Source organism: Shinella sp. WSJ-2, assembly GCF_003432075.1.
In the GTDB taxonomy this organism is placed as follows: domain Bacteria; phylum Pseudomonadota; class Alphaproteobacteria; order Rhizobiales; family Rhizobiaceae; genus Shinella.
Map to the genome: position 1 here is coordinate 83,775 of NZ_QWBU01000003.1, position 16,814 is coordinate 100,588.

The window sequence follows — 16,814 nt, forward strand, 5'->3', positions numbered from 1 at the left end:
CGTGGGGAGAAATTAGAGGGACCAGAGCGCCTTGGCGCCCGCGGCAAGGCCGTTGCGCACGGTGGTATCGGCATCGATGACGACAGGCTTAAGGCCCGCGGCGGCAAGGGCTTCACCATAGAGCGTGCCGAGCCCGCCGGAAACGACGAGTGCGACGGGCGTGCCCTCGGCGACCAGCGACAGCGCGCCGGCAATCTCCAGCCCGATCAGCGTACCGGAGAGGCGGGCCTTGGCATCGTCAGGTTTGAGGCCTGCGATCAGGGCGCCAGCCCGCACGGAAAACAGCTGGCTCGTCGCGAGCGCAGGGCTCTTCACCATGCGGCTGACGGCGGCGCGGAAGGCATCGCTTCCGCCGGAGACCGGGCCGGCCTCGGCAATCGAATGGCTGAGGATTGTGTTTTTCGCTATGGCGTCAAACAGCTCACCCGTCATGAAGGTCGAGAAGCCCTCAACCCGGCCGCCGGAGAGGCGCACCCATTTGCTGTGCGTGCCGGGCATGCAGACGAGGTGATCGCCATTGCCGAGTTCGGCGGCGGCGCCGAGCAGCTGAGTTTCCTCGCCGCGGATCACATCCGGTGCAGCCGGATCGCGCTGGGCAAGGCCGGGCAGGATGCGGATATCAGCCTCTACGCCGGGAATGCGCACGGCGGCGGTCGGAATATCGAGAAGAGCGGCGGGCGTGTCGAGATAACCGGCCTCGACCCAGCCCTGCTTGGCGCCGGCCATGCCGCAGATCAGGACGGGCAGACCCGCCGGCGCGGCGATGGCGGAAAGGTGGCTGTTCAGAACCTCCGCAAAGCCGATGCGGGCGGCCGTCGTCATCCCTTCGCCGCTGCGGCGTTCGGCGAGCACGCCGCCATCCCTGCCGATCAGCCAGAGGCGGAAGCTGGAGGTTCCCCAATCGACCGCGACGTAAGCGGGTTCAGTCATCAGAGCATGCCTCCATCGACAATCAATGTTTGTGCGGTGATGGCGGCGGATGCATCCGACGCCAGGAAAAGACAGGGGCCGACCAGATCGTCGGCGATCAGCGAGCGCTTCAGGCATTGCCGCGCGATGCCGCCGGCAATGTCGGCCTCATCGATCCACAGGCGCTTCTGGCGTTCCGTCAGCACCATGCCGGGCAGGATGGCGTTGACGCGGATATTGTCCGGGCCGAGCCTGCCGGCAAGTGATTTCGTCAGGCCGACAATGCCGGCCTTGGCCGCTGCATAGCCGGGAAGCTCGCCCATATTGAGCAGATAGGCGATGGAGGAGAAATTGACGATCGCCCCACCACCTGCCTTTTGCATATGGGGCGCGACGGCCTGGGCGGCGAAGAAGTGGTGGCGAAGGTTCACCGACTGGTTTTCGTCCCAGTCTTTCGGTTCGACAGTCTCAAGGTCATGCCGGTCGTCGCGCGCCGCGTTGTTGACGAGGACGCGCAGGCCGCCAAGCGTATCGGCCGCCTCGGCAATGGCTGCGCGAAGCGCCGCGATATCGCGCAGATCCACCCTTATATAATGGGGACGGTGCACGACTTTGCCGTCGAGGTTTGAGACGAGCGCCCGGCTGTCCGTCTCGGCAATGTCGAGGAAGGCGACGCGGGCGCCCTGCGCAGCAAAGCCGGCTACCAGGGCGGCCCCGATGCCCGAGCCGCCGCCGGTGATAAGCACGCCCTGTCCGACAAGATCAGGATAACGGCCGGCCATGGGTTTCTCCAAAATATTCCAATATGTGGAACTCAGTTTGATTATTCGGAATTATTTCGCTAGCTTGGGCGCAAGTCAAGGCATGCGAGGTACTCACGATGGAAATGGAGCGGGGTGGCGAGGGCGGTACGGGCACGCTCGGCAAAGCGATGGCTGTTCTCGAAACAGTGGCGCTTTCGGACCGCCCGCTGCGTTTTACCGATGTGCTCGCCGTCAGTGACCAGCCGCGCGGCACGCTGCACCGCCAGCTTTCCCATCTCGTGCAGGAAGGGCTTCTGGAGCTTCGGCCCGACCACGCCTATGTGCCGGGCCTGCGGCTGCTCAAACTCGCCTCGGCAAGCTGGGCGCGCAACGAAATCCGCGCCGTCGCCGCGCCCTTTCTGGAAGCACTGCACCGCCAGACCGGCGAGACCGTACATTTCGGCGTGTTGCGCGGCCGGGAGATCATCTATCTGGACAAGGTGGAGAGCCGGCAGGCGGTGCGCATGAATTCGCAGATCGGCAATGCCTCGCCCGCCTTTTGCACCGGCGTCGGCAAGGCGGCGCTGTCCACGCTCGACGCCGAGGCGCTGGAGGCAGCTCTGGCGGGCATGGAATTCCGCCGGTTTACCCCGCACACGATCACCGACCGGTCGTCGTTTATCGCCGAACTTGATCTTATCAGGCAGAGCGGCATCGCCTTCGACCGGGAAGAACACGAGCCGGGCATTCGCTGCGTCGCTGCGCCGATTTACGATGAAAGCCGCTCGCTCGTGGCGGGCGTTTCGGTAACCGGGCCAGCTTACCGCGTCAGCGATGCGCAGCTTTCGCAATGGGCGCCGCTGGTCGGCGAGGCGGCCCGCGCAATCATGGGAGAACTGTCGGCACGCCTTGGTCCGCAACGGTAAGTCGTGATGAATTGTCCGTAAATGGCCACCTGGTTGTCTTGCACCCCCATTTTACGGTAAATTAGAAAATCGCGCTGGACGTGGATGGGGGCCGCCATTAGCTTCCGTGACGACCAGCTTCGAAGTTGCGTCGCTTGCCGCGAACTTGAGCGCGGGTCATCGAACATACTTGCATTGGGATACGGGGGTTCCTGAAGCAAGCAGTGCATTGTGTCGGCAGGGTCTGCCGCGCTGTTGCGTGCGTTGCTGAAGGAAGATTGGACATGGCGGATCGATTCCATACGATATCTGCGCAATCCCAGACGCGCTGGGGCCGTGCCCCGTTGGCCATGGGTTCGCAGGACGATGTCGCTGAAAAGCTTGAGGGGCTCGCCAAACGTTTTGGCTTGCGCGGCTATCTGCTGATCAACGTTCCCTCGGAAACCTCGACGGATTTCTCATCGAACGTACTGATGACGTCCTGGCCGGACGAGATGCTGAAGACCTACGACCATGCCGGCCTGATCTTCGGAAGCCCCGTTATCGAGCGCCTGCGCCAGAGCACCAATCCCTTCACCTATGATGCCGACGGCACCAACCGCCGCCGTACCGATGGCAAGGCGGCGATTGCGGCCTCGCTCTTCGAGAGACACGGCATGACGCGCGGCGCCTATTTCCCGGCGCACAATTCCGCCGGTCTGCGCGGCGCGCTTGCCTTCGGCGGCACGCGTGAGGCACTCAATCCGCGGGAAATGGCCGAACTGAACGCCATGGCCAATCTCATCTTCACCGAAGTCGTCGATTTGAAAGCCGCAGCGGGGCAGAACGTGACCCTGTCGCGACGCGAGGTCGAATGCCTGTCATGGGCATCGGCCGGCAAGACAAGCGTCGAAATGTCGGAAATCCTCGGCCTCTCGGAATATACGGTCAATCATTATCTGAACCGGGCGACCCGCAAGCTAGACGCGGTCAATCGGGTACAGGCGGTCGCCAAGGCGATCCGCGCCGGTCTTTTGAACTAATGCATAAAAAACACCTTGAGATAATCTGGAATGCGCACGGTCCCGCTCCAAATGCCCAAGGCGACAAAAGAAATGCGGGGAACAATGACAACGGATGAAACGAGCGGCGGTGAAAACCAGCTCCAGGACGACGGCAGCGAGATCGCGGCTCTTGAGACCCAGTTCGACATCGTGCGCTACATGCGGCGCAAATGCGAACAATACGGTCTGAAATATTTTATTGTCTTCACGCTGCCCGGCTTCGAGGCGGAAAAGCTCTCGGCCTATTCCATCGTCAGCAACTGGCCGCAGGAAATCATCGGCAAATACGATGCGTTGCGCATGGTGCGTCACAGCGCCGGCATCCGCAAACTGCGGCTGACGACAGTGCCCTTCACTTACGACATGCGCGAATGGATCGGCGAATCCTCCGAACAGACGGATTTCACCGAACTGCTCGACGTCATGACCAGTCACGGCATGCTCGTGGGCCACTTCTTTCCGGTGCACGATGCGCTCGGCAATCGCGGCGCGATCGTCTGGGGCGGCGACAATGCGTCGCTCAGCCGCGATGACCGGCTGATGCTGCAGATGATCTCCGTTCACCTCTTCAACCGGCTGGCCGAGATCGGCGCGGCCTGGAAGTCGGGGCAGGTGGTGCTCACCGAACGGGAGATCCAGTGCCTGAGCTGGACGGCGGCGGGCAAGACCAGTCTGGAAATCGCCGAAATCCTCGGGCTGTCCGAGCACACGGTCAATCACTACCTCAACCAGGTCACCCGCAAGCTGGAGGCGGTCAACCGAACCCAGGCCGTCGTGAAGGCGATCCGCCGCGGGCTGATCGCCTAGGTTCTTGCCTTCAGGCACGGATGCCGCTGTTATCGCCGGTAAATTCGTTTGGCGGCTGCCTTTTCGTGCACTATCTACGAAGGCGGCGGGCCGATCCCGCGGCAGTTTGATGAGGGTTTCATGACGGACGTAAGCAAGGAACAGGTGCTGGAACGGCTGCGCACGGTGCGCGGTCCTGACATGGACGGCAACATCGTCGATCTCGGCATGGTTTCCGACGTCTTCATTTCCGACGGCAAGGCCTATTTCTCGATCACCGTGCCGGCCGAACGCGCCCGCGAGCTCGACCCCATGCGCGCCGCCGCAGAGCGTGTCGTCAAGGAAATCCCCGGCATCAAGGCGGCCATGGTGGCGCTGACGGCCGACAAGCGCGCCGCAACCGGCCCCGCCGCCGCGCGCGCGCCGGCTCCTCCCCCGCCGGGCCGCGGTGCTAGCGATCACAGCCATGCCGGCCACAGTCACGCAGGCCACGCCCATGCGGCGCCCGGCCAGCCGCAGCAGCGGGCCAAATCGGGCATTCCCGGCGTTGGCGCCATCATCGCGGTCGCCTCGGGCAAGGGCGGTGTCGGCAAATCGACGACCTCGGTCAATCTCGCGCTGGCGCTGAAGGCGAACGGCCTGCGTGTCGGCATTCTCGACGCCGATATCTACGGCCCCTCCATGCCGCGCCTCCTGAAGATTTCCGGCCGGCCGCAGCAGATCGAAGGCCGCATGATCAAGCCGATGGAGAACTATGGCATCAAGGTCATGTCGATGGGCTTCCTCGTCGACGAGGAGGTGGCGATGATCTGGCGCGGGCCGATGATCCAGTCGGCGCTGATGCAGATGCTGCGCGAGGTCGCCTGGGGTGATCTCGACGTGCTCGTCGTCGACATGCCGCCCGGCACGGGCGATGCCCAGCTGACCATGGCCCAGCAGGTGCCGCTTGCCGGCGCCGTCATCGTCTCCACCCCGCAGGACCTCGCCCTCATCGATGCCCGCAAGGGTCTCAACATGTTCAACAAGGTCGAGGTGCCCGTGCTCGGCATCGTCGAGAACATGAGCTATTTCATCGCGCCCGATACCGGCAATCGCTATGACATTTTCGGCCATGGCGGCGCGCGCAAGGAGGCCGAACGCATCGGTGTGCCCTTCCTCGGCGAGGTGCCGCTGACCATGGACATCCGCGAGACCTCGGACGCCGGCACCCCCGTCGTCGTCTCCAATCCGGAAGGGGCGGCGGCCAAGACCTATCGCGCGATCGCCACCCGCGTCTGGCAGGAGCTGGAAACCGTTCGGGGCAAGGGCGCGCGCGGCGCACCCGCCATCGTCTTCGAATAGCCGAGCCTTTCGGTGCCGGGACGTTCCGGCTGGTAACTTGATTTTTATGTTGCGCCGCGCAATATGCGCGGCCGACCGCTGATGGTGGCGTCCAATCACGCGCGGAATGCGCGAGGGAGTGTGAGCGATGGTCCGTTCCGGAGCCATTCGCCGGTGATCACGGTTTTCCGTCCCAACGGCGAGGCGCGCGCCTTGCCCACAGAGACCGATTCTGCCGCCGCCGACGCTCTCGCCGGCGCCGTATGGGTCGATCTCAACGCGCCGACGCGCGAGGAGGAACTGCTGATCGAGCGCGTGCTCGGCCTCGAAGTGCCGACCCGCGACGAACTCAAGGACATCGAGCCGTCGAGCCGCCTCTACACCGACGGCGCCAACACCTATATGACCGCCTCGCTGATCGTGAAGGCCGAGGGCGATCTGCCCCATCTGACCGACGTCGGCTTCATCCTGACGGGCGGCAAGCTCTTGACGGTGCGTTACGCCGAGCCGCGCTCCTTCGTGCTGTTCAAGAGCGCGATGCCCCGCATTGCGGGCGGCTGTTCCACGTCGACCGTCATGATCACGCGGTTGCTCGAAACCATCGCCGACCGCACCGCCGAAATCCTGGAGATCGCCGTGTCGCGCGCCGACAAGCTGTCGCTGGAGGTGTTCGGCGAGAACCGGCATCTGTCGCGCCGCCCGCCGCGCTATCTCGAAGACCGCGTCGTGCAGGTCTCCGCCCTTCACCGGCTGCTGGCCAAGGCGCGCGACAGCCTCGTGTCGCTCTCGCGCATGCTGACCTTCCTGCATGCGCTGCCGGCGCTGCAATCCGACCGGGCGAGCCTTGAACTCTGCCGCACCGTGCAGCGCGACGTGCAGTCGCTGCTGGAGCACGCCAATTTCGTCGCCGGCAACATCACTTTCCTGCTGGATGCTTCGCTCGGCCTCATCAGCCTCGAACAGAACGCCATTATCAAGATCTTCTCGATCGCTTCGGTGGTGCTTCTGCCGCCGACGCTGATCGCTTCCATCTACGGCATGAATTTTGAGTTCATGCCAGAATTGCACATTGCCTATGCCTACCCGCTGACGCTTGCGGGAATGGTGCTGTCGGCAATCCTTCCGTTTTACTTCTTTCGCTGGAAAGGCTGGCTCTAGAGCCTGATCGCCCCATGCAACCACATGCCGGTAGCGCACCGCACACCCAAAGCCGGGCGCGCACGCTTTTTCTGCTCTCCCTCGGCTCGATCGGCGTCGTCTATGGCGATATCGGCACCAGCCCGCTCTACGCCTTCCGCGAGGCGCTGCGCCCGGTCGCCCATGACGGCATCCAGCGCGTGGAGGTCGTCGGCCTCATCTCGCTGATGATCTGGACGCTGACCATCATCGTCACGCTCAAATACGTGCTCTTCCTGCTGCGCGCCGACAATCACGGCGAGGGCGGCACGCTTTCGCTCCTGGCGCTGCTCTCGAAAACGGCGGGCAACCATGCCCATATCCTGTTCTTCCTGGGTGCCATCGGTGCGGCACTGTTCATTGGCGATGCCATGATTACGCCTGCACTTTCGGTTCTCTCGGCCGTGGAGGGCCTGGAACTGGTGACGCCGACGCTCGGCGATTATGTCGTGCCTATCTCGGTGGTCATTCTCGTCGCTCTGTTTGCCGTGCAGTCCTGGGGAACCGCTGCGGTTTCGAAATTTTTCGGGCCGATCACCGCCGTCTGGTTCATCGTCATGGGCGTCGCCGGCCTCAATCACATCAGCGACGATCTGGGCATTCTTGCGGCCTTCAATCCGTATTACGCCGTGGTGTTCATGCTCAACGAGGGCTTTGTCGGCCTCGTCGTGCTCGGTGCCGTCTTCCTGACGGTTACCGGGGCGGAAGCCCTCTATGCGGACCTCGGCCATTTCGGCCGCCGGCCGATCCAGTGGGCGTGGTTCTGTCTGGTGTTTCCGGCGCTGACGCTCAACTATCTCGGCCAGGGCGCGCTAGTGCTTGCCCATCCCGAGACGATCGCCAACCCGTTCTTCCTGATGTTCCCGAAATGGGCGCTGCTGCCGGTCGTCATTCTTGCGACCTTCGCGACCGTCATCGCCAGTCAGGCGGTCATCACCGGCGCCTTCTCGCTGACGCGCCAGGCCATCCATCTCGGCTTCCTGCCGCGCATGGAAATCTATCACACCTCGGAAACCCAGACCGGCCAGATCTATCTGCCGGGTGTCAACACCGTGCTGCTGTTCGGCGTGATGCTGCTCGTCTTCATCTTCGGCTCGTCCGAATCGCTGGCGACGGCCTATGGCATCTCGGTGACCGGCGCGATGGTGGTGACGACGGTGCTGGCCTTCGAATTCCTGCGCAAGCGCTGGCGCTGGAAACCGCTCGCCGCCGTCGCGGTCCTGACGCCGCTTTTCCTACTCGAACTCACCTTCCTCGGCGCAAACCTGCTCAAGGTGCATGACGGCGGCTATGTGCCGGTCATGATCGCCGGCGCTGTCGTCATTCTGATGTGGACCTGGACGCGCGGCACGCGCATCCTGCGTGACAAGACGCGGCGCATCGAAGTGCCGCTGCCGGCCTTCATCAAGTCGGTGGAAAAGCAGAGCGCCCATGCGCCCGTGCAAGTCACCGGCACGGCGATCTTCCTGACGAGCGATCCGGATTTCGCGCCCGCCGCCCTTCTGCACAACATCAAGCACAATCACGTGCTGCACGAGCAGAACTTCATTCTGACGGTCAAGACGGCCAATACGCCGCGCGTCGCGCGTGCCGAACGCTTCAAGGTCGAGAAAATCTCCGAACGGTTCTCGCGCATCGAAATGCATTTCGGCTTCATGGAGACGCAGAACGTCTCCAACGCGCTCGGCCTGATGCGCAAGGCGGGACACAAGTTCGACATCATGTCGACCTCGTTCTATCTCGGCCGACGCAAGCTCGTGCCGGATGCCCAGTCCGGCATGCCGATGTGGCAGGACAGGCTGTTCATCGGCCTCGCCAACCTCGCCACCGACCCCTCCGACTATTTCCGCCTGCCGACCAACCGCGTGGTCGAGCTCGGTTCGCATGTTGTCATCTGAGCTATTCCAGCAAAAGTGCGTGAGCGGTTTTGCGTCCGGAATTGCGCCCGTGCATTGACGTAAATGTGAAGGGGAGGTGACCGCCTCCCCCAAAGCGGTTTATCAGCATTAACCAACCATCAAGGTTAATGCTTCATTTTACCCTGAGAACGAGCCGTTAAGAGGCCCGTGCTTCGGCGCGGATAGGCTCCCTACGAACATTCCGGGCAGGAACAGGACGCCGATTGCAGTCGGCGGCAGCGCCTGCACGCGCATCAGGGTGCGGAGTAGTCAGTTGCGTAAGCGTAGCATTCGACATGCAGGTGCAGGCCGCTTCTTCGCGTATCTGAAGCGGGAATGGAAAATCCCCCTGGCGCTCGGCCTCGGCATCGCCGCCGTCCTGCCCACGCAGGCCGCCCATACGGACCTTGCCACCTATCTCGCCGGCCTCAACCGCAAGGGCGGCAACCAGACCATGGTGCTCACCCGCTCGCCCGCCGGCTCCGTCCACGAAATCGAAATCGAATTCGCCGATGCGATGATCACGGGCGGCGTCGAGAACGGGGCAGGGGTGCAGCTTCCCGACGGCATGCAGGCGGCGCTGCGGAGCGAACACAAGGGCCAGGGCGAAATTCCCGACGAGGACCGCGTCAACCGCCGCGACAAGAAGGGCCGAATCGTCGCCGTCATGCCCGTCCTGCCGCCGAAGGATTTTACGGCGGGATCGATCCTTGAGCGCACGAGCTCGCTGCTTTCGCCGGTCTTCGACACCGGGCAGCGCATGGCCTTCGCCAAGGCGGAGATCGAGGGCAAGGAAATTCAGATCGCTACGGCCTTCTACAAGAAGACGCCCGTCCGCAAGGATATCGGCGTCTCCTCGGCCATTGCCGAGCTCGTGACCAGCGACAAGGCCGATGTCCTGGCGACGGCCTATGCCCGCGTCGAGCCCGATTATGCCCGGGAATCACCCTTCGATTCGATCCTGAAGCCGAAGAAGGAACTCGGCCGCTTCATTCCCGATATCGCGCCGGATGACCACGGCTGGGCGGCGAGCGTTCTACCGGCGGAAGTGTTCTCTGCCAAGGAGCAGAAGTGCCTCGCGGAAGGCATCTATTTCGAAGCGCGCGGTGAGGAGCTGAAGGGCCAGGCCGCCGTCGCGCAGGTCATTCTCAACCGCGTGCGCAACCCGTCCTACCCGAAAACCATCTGCGGCGTGGTCTACCAGAACGAAAATTGGCGTAACCGCTGCCAGTTCTCCTTCGCCTGCGACCGCATTCCCGACCTGATCCTCTCGCCATGGCACTGGAAGACCGCCAAGGAGATTGCCATGGCCGTGACGGCCGGCAAGATCTGGATCGACGAAGTCGGCTCGTCTACCCATTACCACGCGACTTATGTGAACCCGCACTGGGGCCGCACGATGAAGCGCGTTGCCAAGATCGGCAAACACATCTTCTACCGCACCTATGGCGGTGGCTGGAGCTGAGGCTTCCGCTTTCACGGCGTGGTGAGTCCGTGCCATCGCGCGGACGATTCCCGGGACGAGAAGTCGCGGGTCACGCGCGATTCCTCGCAAATTATTGATTTACAAAGATATATTTGGCATTGCACAAAGCTTCGCCATGCCTTGACTATACGGGCACCTAAAACTATGTTGCGGCCGACTTCGAAAGGGGTCGGTATGGCTTGAATCCTAGCCTTCAATATGTCCGCAATGGGGCGAAAGCACCGCGGAGAGAGAAATGGGAAGCGCCATGGCCGACGATCAAAAGGGAAGTCTGGAAGACCGGCTGAAGCGCCTGGACGCGGAACTCGCGGACAAGCGCAAGACGGACGGGGCGGAGGAAGCCGCCGAGGCAAGGGCAGCCGCGAGCCGATCGGGTTACGCAGTCGCCATGAAGCTCTCGAGCGAGTTTGTCGCAGCCGTCATCGTCGGGGCGCTTCTAGGCTATCTTTTGGACCATTTTGCGGGTACAGGGCCGTGGGGGATGATCGTTCTTCTTCTCCTCGGCTTCAGTGCCGGCGTTCTGAACGTCATGCGCGCGGCAGGCATGGTGGCATCGCCCCATCCCGTCGACAGGTTGGCGGGGCGGGAGCTCCACAAGCCGGCGAGCGGACGCGACGAGACCGAAACGAGGGATGACGCCTGACGGCGGAATTCCACATAGGGTGACTTCCGTCGCAAGGCGGGCAAGCGAGAGAGATAAACGGTGTCCAACGATCCGACCCACCAGTTCCTGGTCAACAAGATTGTTCCGATCGAAATCGGCGGTATCGATTTCTCGTTCACCAATGCATCGCTCTTCATGGTCGCCACCGTCGCGGTCGCTACGGGCTTCCTCTATTTCACGACCGGCCAGCGCGGCCTGGTTCCGAGCCGCATGCAGTCGGTCTCGGAAATGTCCTATGAATTCATCGCCTCCATGCTCCGGGAAGGGGCGGGAAGCCACGGGATGAAGTTCTTCCCGTTCGTCTTCTCGCTCTTCATGTTCGTGCTCACCGCGAACCTGCTCGGCATGATGCCGTACTTCTTCACCGTCACCAGCCAGATCATCGTGACCTTCGCGCTTGCGCTGCTCGTCATCGGCACGGTCGTGGTCTACGGTTTCTACAAGCACGGTTTCGGCTTCCTCAAGCTCTTCGTGCCGTCGGGCGTTCCCGGCGCGCTGCTGCCGCTGGTCGTCTCGATTGAGGTCATCTCGTTCCTCTCGCGTCCGATCAGCCTCTCGATCCGTCTCTTCGCCAACATGCTGGCGGGTCATATCACGCTCAAGGTCTTCGCCGGCTTCGTCACCTCGCTCAGCGCTCTCGGCGCCGTCGGTGTGGCCGGTGCGATCCTGCCCCTTTTCATGACCGTCGCTCTGACCGGTCTCGAATTCCTCGTGTCGTTCCTGCAGGCTTACGTCTTCGCAGTTCTGACATGCATGTACCTGAACGATGCCGTGCATCCGGGTGGTCACTAAGGAAAAAGTCGCCGGCGCTCTCGGGCGTCGCTCATAAGCCGCAACAACCCATTCAAGGAGTTCAACATGGAAGCGGAAGCAGCAAAGTACATCGGCGCAGGTCTTGCCACGTTCGGTCTCGCCGGTACGGCTCTCGGCCTCGGCAACATCTTCGGCAACTACCTGGCCGGCGCTCTTCGCAATCCGTCTGCTGCTGACAGCCAGTTCGGCCGTCTCGTATTCGGCTTCGCCGTTACGGAAGCTCTGGGCATCTTCTCGCTGCTCATCGCTCTCCTTCTCCTCTTCGCCGTCTAAGATCGGCTGAGGACTGGACCATGGCCCTTGCGGGCCGTGGTCCATCGTACGTTTCGTACATATCTGAGAGTGCCCCCTGGAGGTCAGCATGTCTGTGACCTTGGCATCGGCCGAGTCCACCCCCTTCGAAATCGCCCAGGCGGAAACTCCTGCGGATACGCATGAGACCCCTGCGGATACGCATGCGGCTCAGCCGGCAGGCGAAGTGCACACCGAAACGGGTGTTGCCCATGGTGAGGAAGCCGGTTCCGGCGTGTTCCCGCCTTTCGACCAGACCACGTTCGCATCGCAGCTTCTGTGGCTTGCGATCACCTTCGGTCTTTTCTACCTTCTCATGTCGAAGGTCGTCATTCCGCGCATCGGCGGCATCCTCGAGACGCGCCATGACCGCATCGCGCAGGACCTCGACGAAGCATCCCGCCTGAAGGCGGAAGCCGACGCCGCGATCGCCGCCTACGAGCAGGACCTTGCGTCCGCCCGTGCCAAGGGCAACGGGATCGCTTCGGCCGCCCGCGAAGAAGCCAAGGCCAAGGCCGACGCTGAACGCGCCAAGATCGAAGCCTCGCTGCAGGACAAGATCGCCGGTGCCGAAACCCGCATCGCCGAAATCAAGGCCAAGGCGCTTGCCGATGTCGGCACGATCGCCGAGGAAACGACGACCGCTCTCGTCGAGCAGCTCATCGGCTCCAAGGCCACCAAAGCCGAGATCGCTTCCGCCGTGAAGTCGGTCGCAGGCAAGTAAGGGAGGTTTCGATGCATTTCGACGCAACATTCTACGCCTTTGTCGGCCTGCTGCTGTTCCTCGCCCTCATTGCCTACCTCAAGGTTCCCGGCATGATGGCCAAGGGTCTCGACGCCCGCGCCGAGAAGATCCAGAACGAGCTGGCGGAAGCCAAGCGTCTTCGCGAAGAAGCTCAGCACCTGCTCGCCGAATACCAGCGCAAGCGCAAGGATGCCGAAGCGGAAGCCGCCAGCATCGTTGCTGCTGCTGAACGCGAAGCAAGCGCGCTTACCGCCGACGCCAAGCAGAAGACCGAAGAATACGTCACCCGCCGCACGGCGCTCTCCGAGCAAAAGATCAAGCAGGCGGAAGCCGACGCGATCAACGCGGTGCGCGCCGCCGCCGTCGACCTCGCTGTCGCCGCCGCTGAAAAGGTGATCGCCTCGAAGTCCGACGCCGCCACCGGCAAGGCACTCTTCGACAACGCCATCAGCGAAGTGAAGACCCGCCTCAACTAAGCGGTTTTCCTGGAAAGATTGAAAAGGCCGGGTGCCATGTGGCCCCGGCCTTTTCGTTGTGCGCAAGGCGGATTAGGCCTCCGGCCGGGGCGTTTCGGCGATCTCGCGCTCGGTGAGGATACGGTCGATCAGGCCCCATTCCAGCGCTTCCTCGGCCGTCATGAAACGATCGCGATCCATCGCACGCTCGAATTCCTCGAAGCTGCGCCCGCAATGATCGGCGTAGAGCCGGGTCATGCGGTGTTTCGTCTTGCGGATCTCCTCGGCATGAATGAGCATGTCGGAGGCCTGCCCCTGGAAGCCGCCGAGCGGCTGGTGAATGAGGATGCTGGCATTGGGCAAGGCGGCCCGCCTGCCCGGTTCGCCGGCCATCAGCAGGAAGGAGCCCATCGAACGCGCCGTGCCCATGCAGAGCGTGTGGACGGGCGCGCGGATGTAGCGCATGGTATCGTACATCGCAAAGCCGCTGGTGACGACGCCGCCCGGCGAGTTGACGTAAAGCTGGATGGGTTTCGTCGGGCTTTCGGCTTCGAGGAACAGCAGTTGTGCGCAGACGAGCGCTGACATGGCGTCGTTCACCTCGCCATTGAGGAAGATGATCCTTTCCCGCAGAAGCCGGGAATAGATATCGAAGGAGCGTTCGCCCCTCGCTGATTGCTCGACCACCATAGGGACGAGTTGCATCGCTTCGCGCATCGGCGAACTCCTGTCATGTTGGTTGGTGTGGGAAGGTTATGTCAGGCGGCGCGCATCAGCGTGAGCCCGTTGTCGTTCGTGGCTTGCGGCTGCGTGAGCCTTGCATCAGTGAGGTCGTGAACGATGCGGAGCGTGGTTCCACCCCGTTCGTTGGGGCTGAGGTGAAACGTCACGAGGCTTTCGAGATGGGGTGGTTCGTCATCCTGCAGCCTGTAGCGGACCTCTTCTCCCGGTACGGTGGAGACCGGCGCGGTGTCGACGAGCTCGCTGTCCGGCAGCCAGCGTTTGCGGAACTCTGCAATGCCGATGGCCCGCCAGACCTTTTCGGGCGGCGCATCGAGATCGTATTCTAGGACGAGGTCCTTCGCCGGCCGGTCCGATGTTGTGTCACTCATTGGTCCATCTCCTTCAGCAAAGCCTTCAGGGCATCGATGCGCGCCGGCCAATAGGCGCGATAGCGCGCGAGCCACCGGGCAATGCGCGCAAGGCCTTCCGGGTCGACCTGGTAGTTCACGAAACGCCCTTGCCGTTCCTCGCACACCAGGCCAGCGCCGCGCAGCACCGCCAGATGCTGGGACATCGCCGGCTGGCTGATCTGCATGCCCTCGCGCAGTGCACTGGCATTCATGGCGCCGTCCGCCAGCTTCTCGAAAATCGCACGGCGGGTCGGGTCGGCCAGAGCCTTGAAAATCTCATTTTCGATCATGCAGTCAGATAAGCATGGACTTATCTTATTTGCAATGGCGATAGAGAGGCGGCGAACGATATCGCTGTGTTCGGTCAGTCTTGCCGCAGGGGGCGAAAACTCATGCGGTGAAGGCGGCAAGGGCCGAGGGTCTGGATGGCGGTACGATGCACCTGGGTTGCATAGCCGGCATGGACGGCGAAGCTATAGCCGGGGAATGTGGTTTCCGCCCGCGCCATCATGCGGTCGCGCGTGACCTTGGCGACGATCGAGGCGGCGGCGATGGAGACGGACAACGCATCACCCTTGACGACGGCGCGGCCCTCGCAGGCGAGGCCCGGCGGCACGTCGCGGCCGTCTGTCAGCACAAGCTTCGGCGCGATCTCCAGCCCGGCCACGGCGCGGCGCATGGCATCGAGGCTGGCCTTGCGGATATCCGTGTCGTCGATGCGGCGCGACCCGCTGGAGGCGACGGATACGAAGGCCGATTGCAGGATTTGCGTGAAGAGCGCCTCGCGCCTTGCCGCCGTCAGCTGCTTGGAATCGTTCAGCCCCTCCGGAATGTTATCCGGATCGAGGATCACGGCGGCGGCCACGACGGGGCCGGCGAGCGGCCCGCGCCCGGCCTCATCCGTGCCGGCGACGGGCCAGAGGCCGCGCTTGCGGGCCGCAATCTCCATCGTAAAATCCGGCCCTTCGGGCAGCGCGAAAAGAAGGCGGGAATCGGAGGATGTGCTCTTGGCCATGCGGGGACCTTGCACATCCGTCCGATTCCCTGCAAGTCCTCCGACAGGGGCGGCGGTCGGAGGAACACCCGGCGCGTCCAGGGGATGACGCCGCCGGAAGAGATTTTGCGAGATTCGCACCAGCGCGGCGCGGATTCCACATATTCAGTTCAAGATCACAATGCTCGTCCTGTGACTTGGAGACAGCGCCCTGCGTCGCGCGAACATCGTCACAGCAGGGACAATTGCACGCCACTGCCCGATGGCGGGATGAACTGGTCGCTGGCGAGGCTGCGCCGGGTGCGGGTCAGCCCCAGCCGCTTGGATGCCATCTCGAAGCGCCGGGCGATCTGCCAGGCATAGGGACCGGCGCCCTTCATGCGTTTGCCGAATTCGGCATCGTAATCCTTGCCGTCGCGCATCGAGCGCACCAGCGACATGACGTGACGGTAGCGGTCGGGATAGTTGCGCAGAAGCCATTCGCGGAAGAGCGGGCTCACCTCCAGCGGCAGGCGCAACAGAACATAGCTTGCCTCCAGCGCTCCGGCCGCCTTGCCCGAATCGAGCACCCGCTCGATCTCGTGGTCGTTGAGGCCGGGAATAATGGGCGCCATCATGACGGCGGTCGGAATACCGGCCTCCGAAAGCGCACGAATCGCCTCCAGCCGGCGCGACGGGGTCGCCGCGCGCGGCTCCATGGTGCGGGCCAGTTTGCGATCGAGCGTCGTGACGGACAGGCCGACCCAGGCAAGGCCCCGGGCGGCCATGCGCGAGAGGATGTCGATGTCGCGCATAACCAGCGCCGACTTGGTGACGATGGAGACCGGGTGGTTCGCCTTGTCGAGCACTTCGAGGATCTGGCGCATGATCCGCCATTCCTTCTCGATCGGCTGGTAGGGATCCGTATTGGTGCCGATGGCGATAACGCGCGGCTTGTAGCCGGGTTTCGAAAGCTCCCGCTCCAAAAGCTTCGGCGCATCGGGCTTGGCAAACAGCTTCGCCTCGAAATCGAGGCCGGCCGAAAGGCCCATGAAGGCATGCGTCGGCCGAGCGAAGCAATAGATGCAGCCATGCTCGCAGCCGCGATAGGGGTTGATCGACCGGTCAAAGGGAATGTCGGGCGATTCGTTGCGTGTGATGATCGTGCGCGGCTTCTCCACCTGCACATCCGTGCGGAAGGGCGGCAGCTCCTCGAGCGTCTGCCAGCCGTCGTCAAAACTTTCCCGCGTCACCGGCTCGAAGCGCCCGGTGAAATTCAACCCGGCGCCGCGGCCGCGGCGGCGCTCCCCGTCGATGCGCATGCCCGTTTCAGCCAGCAGCGCTTCGGCAACGTCTTTCGTGTGGCCGGGCGCCAGCGCGCCCTGCCTGAGGCTCACAAGATCGTTCATGGCTGTCTCCGGGGAGCGTTCGGCTCCGGTTCAATGACTATATTCCTATCGCTGGAATGAGAACA

General features: G+C 63.1%; 19 protein-coding genes. 12 read left to right on the forward strand and 7 right to left on the reverse strand.

The window, feature by feature from the left end:
• Positions 1 to 12: 12 nt before the first annotated feature.
• Both D0Y60_RS08030 and D0Y60_RS08035 read right to left on the reverse strand, forming a co-directional pair.
• Positions 13 to 930 carry a 2-dehydro-3-deoxygalactonokinase gene (locus D0Y60_RS08030; RefSeq protein WP_117368631.1) on the reverse strand — a complete coding sequence of 306 codons (918 nt, stop codon included), beginning with the start codon at positions 928 to 930 and terminating at the stop codon, positions 13 to 15.
• The gene (locus tag D0Y60_RS08035) at positions 930 to 1,703 is read right to left on the reverse strand and encodes an SDR family oxidoreductase (protein ID WP_281048132.1); all 774 of its coding nucleotides are present in this window, start codon (positions 1,701 to 1,703) and stop codon (positions 930 to 932) included. Before D0Y60_RS08035 ends, D0Y60_RS08030 begins: the two co-directional genes overlap by 1 nt.
• Before the next feature lie 86 nt (positions 1,704 to 1,789).
• On the opposite strand from D0Y60_RS08035, the gene D0Y60_RS08040 reads away from it, so the two are divergent.
• From D0Y60_RS08040 to D0Y60_RS08095, 12 genes are all read left to right on the forward strand, one after another.
• The gene (locus D0Y60_RS08040) at positions 1,790 to 2,578 is read left to right on the forward strand and encodes an IclR family transcriptional regulator (RefSeq protein ID WP_199564125.1); all 789 of its coding nucleotides are present in this window, start codon (positions 1,790 to 1,792) and stop codon (positions 2,576 to 2,578) included.
• A gap of 263 nt (positions 2,579 to 2,841) precedes the next feature.
• Positions 2,842 to 3,579 (forward strand): LuxR family transcriptional regulator, encoded by a 738-nt coding sequence (locus D0Y60_RS08045; RefSeq protein ID WP_117368635.1) that lies wholly within the window; start codon positions 2,842 to 2,844, stop codon positions 3,577 to 3,579.
• A gap of 84 nt (positions 3,580 to 3,663) precedes the next feature.
• Complete coding sequence (locus D0Y60_RS08050; RefSeq protein WP_245409120.1) at positions 3,664 to 4,407, forward strand: LuxR family transcriptional regulator; 744 nt, start codon at positions 3,664 to 3,666, stop codon at positions 4,405 to 4,407.
• 120 nt (positions 4,408 to 4,527) lie between these two features.
• The gene (gene apbC, locus D0Y60_RS08055; protein ID WP_117368637.1) at positions 4,528 to 5,727 is read left to right on the forward strand and encodes an iron-sulfur cluster carrier protein ApbC; all 1,200 of its coding nucleotides are present in this window, start codon (positions 4,528 to 4,530) and stop codon (positions 5,725 to 5,727) included.
• A gap of 153 nt (positions 5,728 to 5,880) precedes the next feature.
• The gene (locus tag D0Y60_RS08060; protein ID WP_245409121.1) at positions 5,881 to 6,864 is read left to right on the forward strand and encodes a magnesium transporter CorA family protein; all 984 of its coding nucleotides are present in this window, start codon (positions 5,881 to 5,883) and stop codon (positions 6,862 to 6,864) included.
• 14 nt (positions 6,865 to 6,878) lie between these two features.
• Positions 6,879 to 8,780, forward strand: a complete 1,902-nt coding sequence (locus D0Y60_RS08065) for a potassium transporter Kup (protein ID WP_117368641.1) — start codon at positions 6,879 to 6,881, stop codon at positions 8,778 to 8,780.
• A 325-nt stretch (positions 8,781 to 9,105) separates the two neighbouring features.
• Positions 9,106 to 10,245 (forward strand): cell wall hydrolase, encoded by a 1,140-nt coding sequence (locus D0Y60_RS08070; RefSeq protein WP_245409146.1) that lies wholly within the window; start codon positions 9,106 to 9,108, stop codon positions 10,243 to 10,245.
• 268 nt (positions 10,246 to 10,513) lie between these two features.
• Positions 10,514 to 10,909: an AtpZ/AtpI family protein gene (locus tag D0Y60_RS08075; RefSeq protein ID WP_117369653.1), complete on the forward strand. Its 396-nt coding sequence runs from the start codon at positions 10,514 to 10,516 to the stop codon at positions 10,907 to 10,909.
• A gap of 60 nt (positions 10,910 to 10,969) precedes the next feature.
• Positions 10,970 to 11,722, forward strand: coding sequence for a F0F1 ATP synthase subunit A (locus D0Y60_RS08080; protein WP_117368643.1), 753 nt, complete (start codon positions 10,970 to 10,972; stop codon positions 11,720 to 11,722).
• A 66-nt stretch (positions 11,723 to 11,788) separates the two neighbouring features.
• A complete protein-coding gene (locus D0Y60_RS08085) occupies positions 11,789 to 12,016 on the forward strand; it encodes a F0F1 ATP synthase subunit C (protein WP_117368645.1) in 228 nt (75 codons plus the stop codon).
• An 88-nt stretch (positions 12,017 to 12,104) separates the two neighbouring features.
• Positions 12,105 to 12,758, forward strand: a complete 654-nt coding sequence (locus D0Y60_RS08090; RefSeq protein ID WP_117368647.1) for a F0F1 ATP synthase subunit B — start codon at positions 12,105 to 12,107, stop codon at positions 12,756 to 12,758.
• An 11-nt stretch (positions 12,759 to 12,769) separates the two neighbouring features.
• A complete protein-coding gene (locus D0Y60_RS08095; protein ID WP_117368649.1) occupies positions 12,770 to 13,255 on the forward strand; it encodes a F0F1 ATP synthase subunit B in 486 nt (161 codons plus the stop codon).
• Between the two features lie 72 nt (positions 13,256 to 13,327).
• Here the strand turns inward: D0Y60_RS08095 and D0Y60_RS08100 are convergent, their stop codons facing one another.
• The 5 genes from D0Y60_RS08100 to D0Y60_RS08120 all read right to left on the reverse strand — a co-directional run bounded on the left by D0Y60_RS08100 (position 13,328) and on the right by D0Y60_RS08120 (position 16,749).
• Positions 13,328 to 13,951, reverse strand: a complete 624-nt coding sequence (locus D0Y60_RS08100) for an ATP-dependent Clp protease proteolytic subunit (protein ID WP_117368651.1) — start codon at positions 13,949 to 13,951, stop codon at positions 13,328 to 13,330.
• Positions 13,952 to 13,992: 41 nt separating this feature from the next.
• Positions 13,993 to 14,346: an SRPBCC domain-containing protein gene (locus D0Y60_RS08105; RefSeq protein WP_117368653.1), complete on the reverse strand. Its 354-nt coding sequence runs from the start codon at positions 14,344 to 14,346 to the stop codon at positions 13,993 to 13,995.
• Entirely contained in the window at positions 14,343 to 14,657 is a 315-nt protein-coding gene (locus tag D0Y60_RS08110) for a metalloregulator ArsR/SmtB family transcription factor (RefSeq protein ID WP_117368655.1), read from the reverse strand. The genes D0Y60_RS08105 and D0Y60_RS08110 overlap by 4 nt, the downstream gene beginning before the upstream one ends.
• Positions 14,658 to 14,731: 74 nt before the next feature.
• A complete protein-coding gene (locus tag D0Y60_RS08115; RefSeq protein WP_117368657.1) occupies positions 14,732 to 15,382 on the reverse strand; it encodes a ribonuclease HII in 651 nt (216 codons plus the stop codon).
• A 209-nt stretch (positions 15,383 to 15,591) separates the two neighbouring features.
• Positions 15,592 to 16,749 (reverse strand): PA0069 family radical SAM protein, encoded by a 1,158-nt coding sequence (locus D0Y60_RS08120; protein WP_117368659.1) that lies wholly within the window; start codon positions 16,747 to 16,749, stop codon positions 15,592 to 15,594.
• Between the last annotated feature and the right edge of the window lie 65 nt (positions 16,750 to 16,814).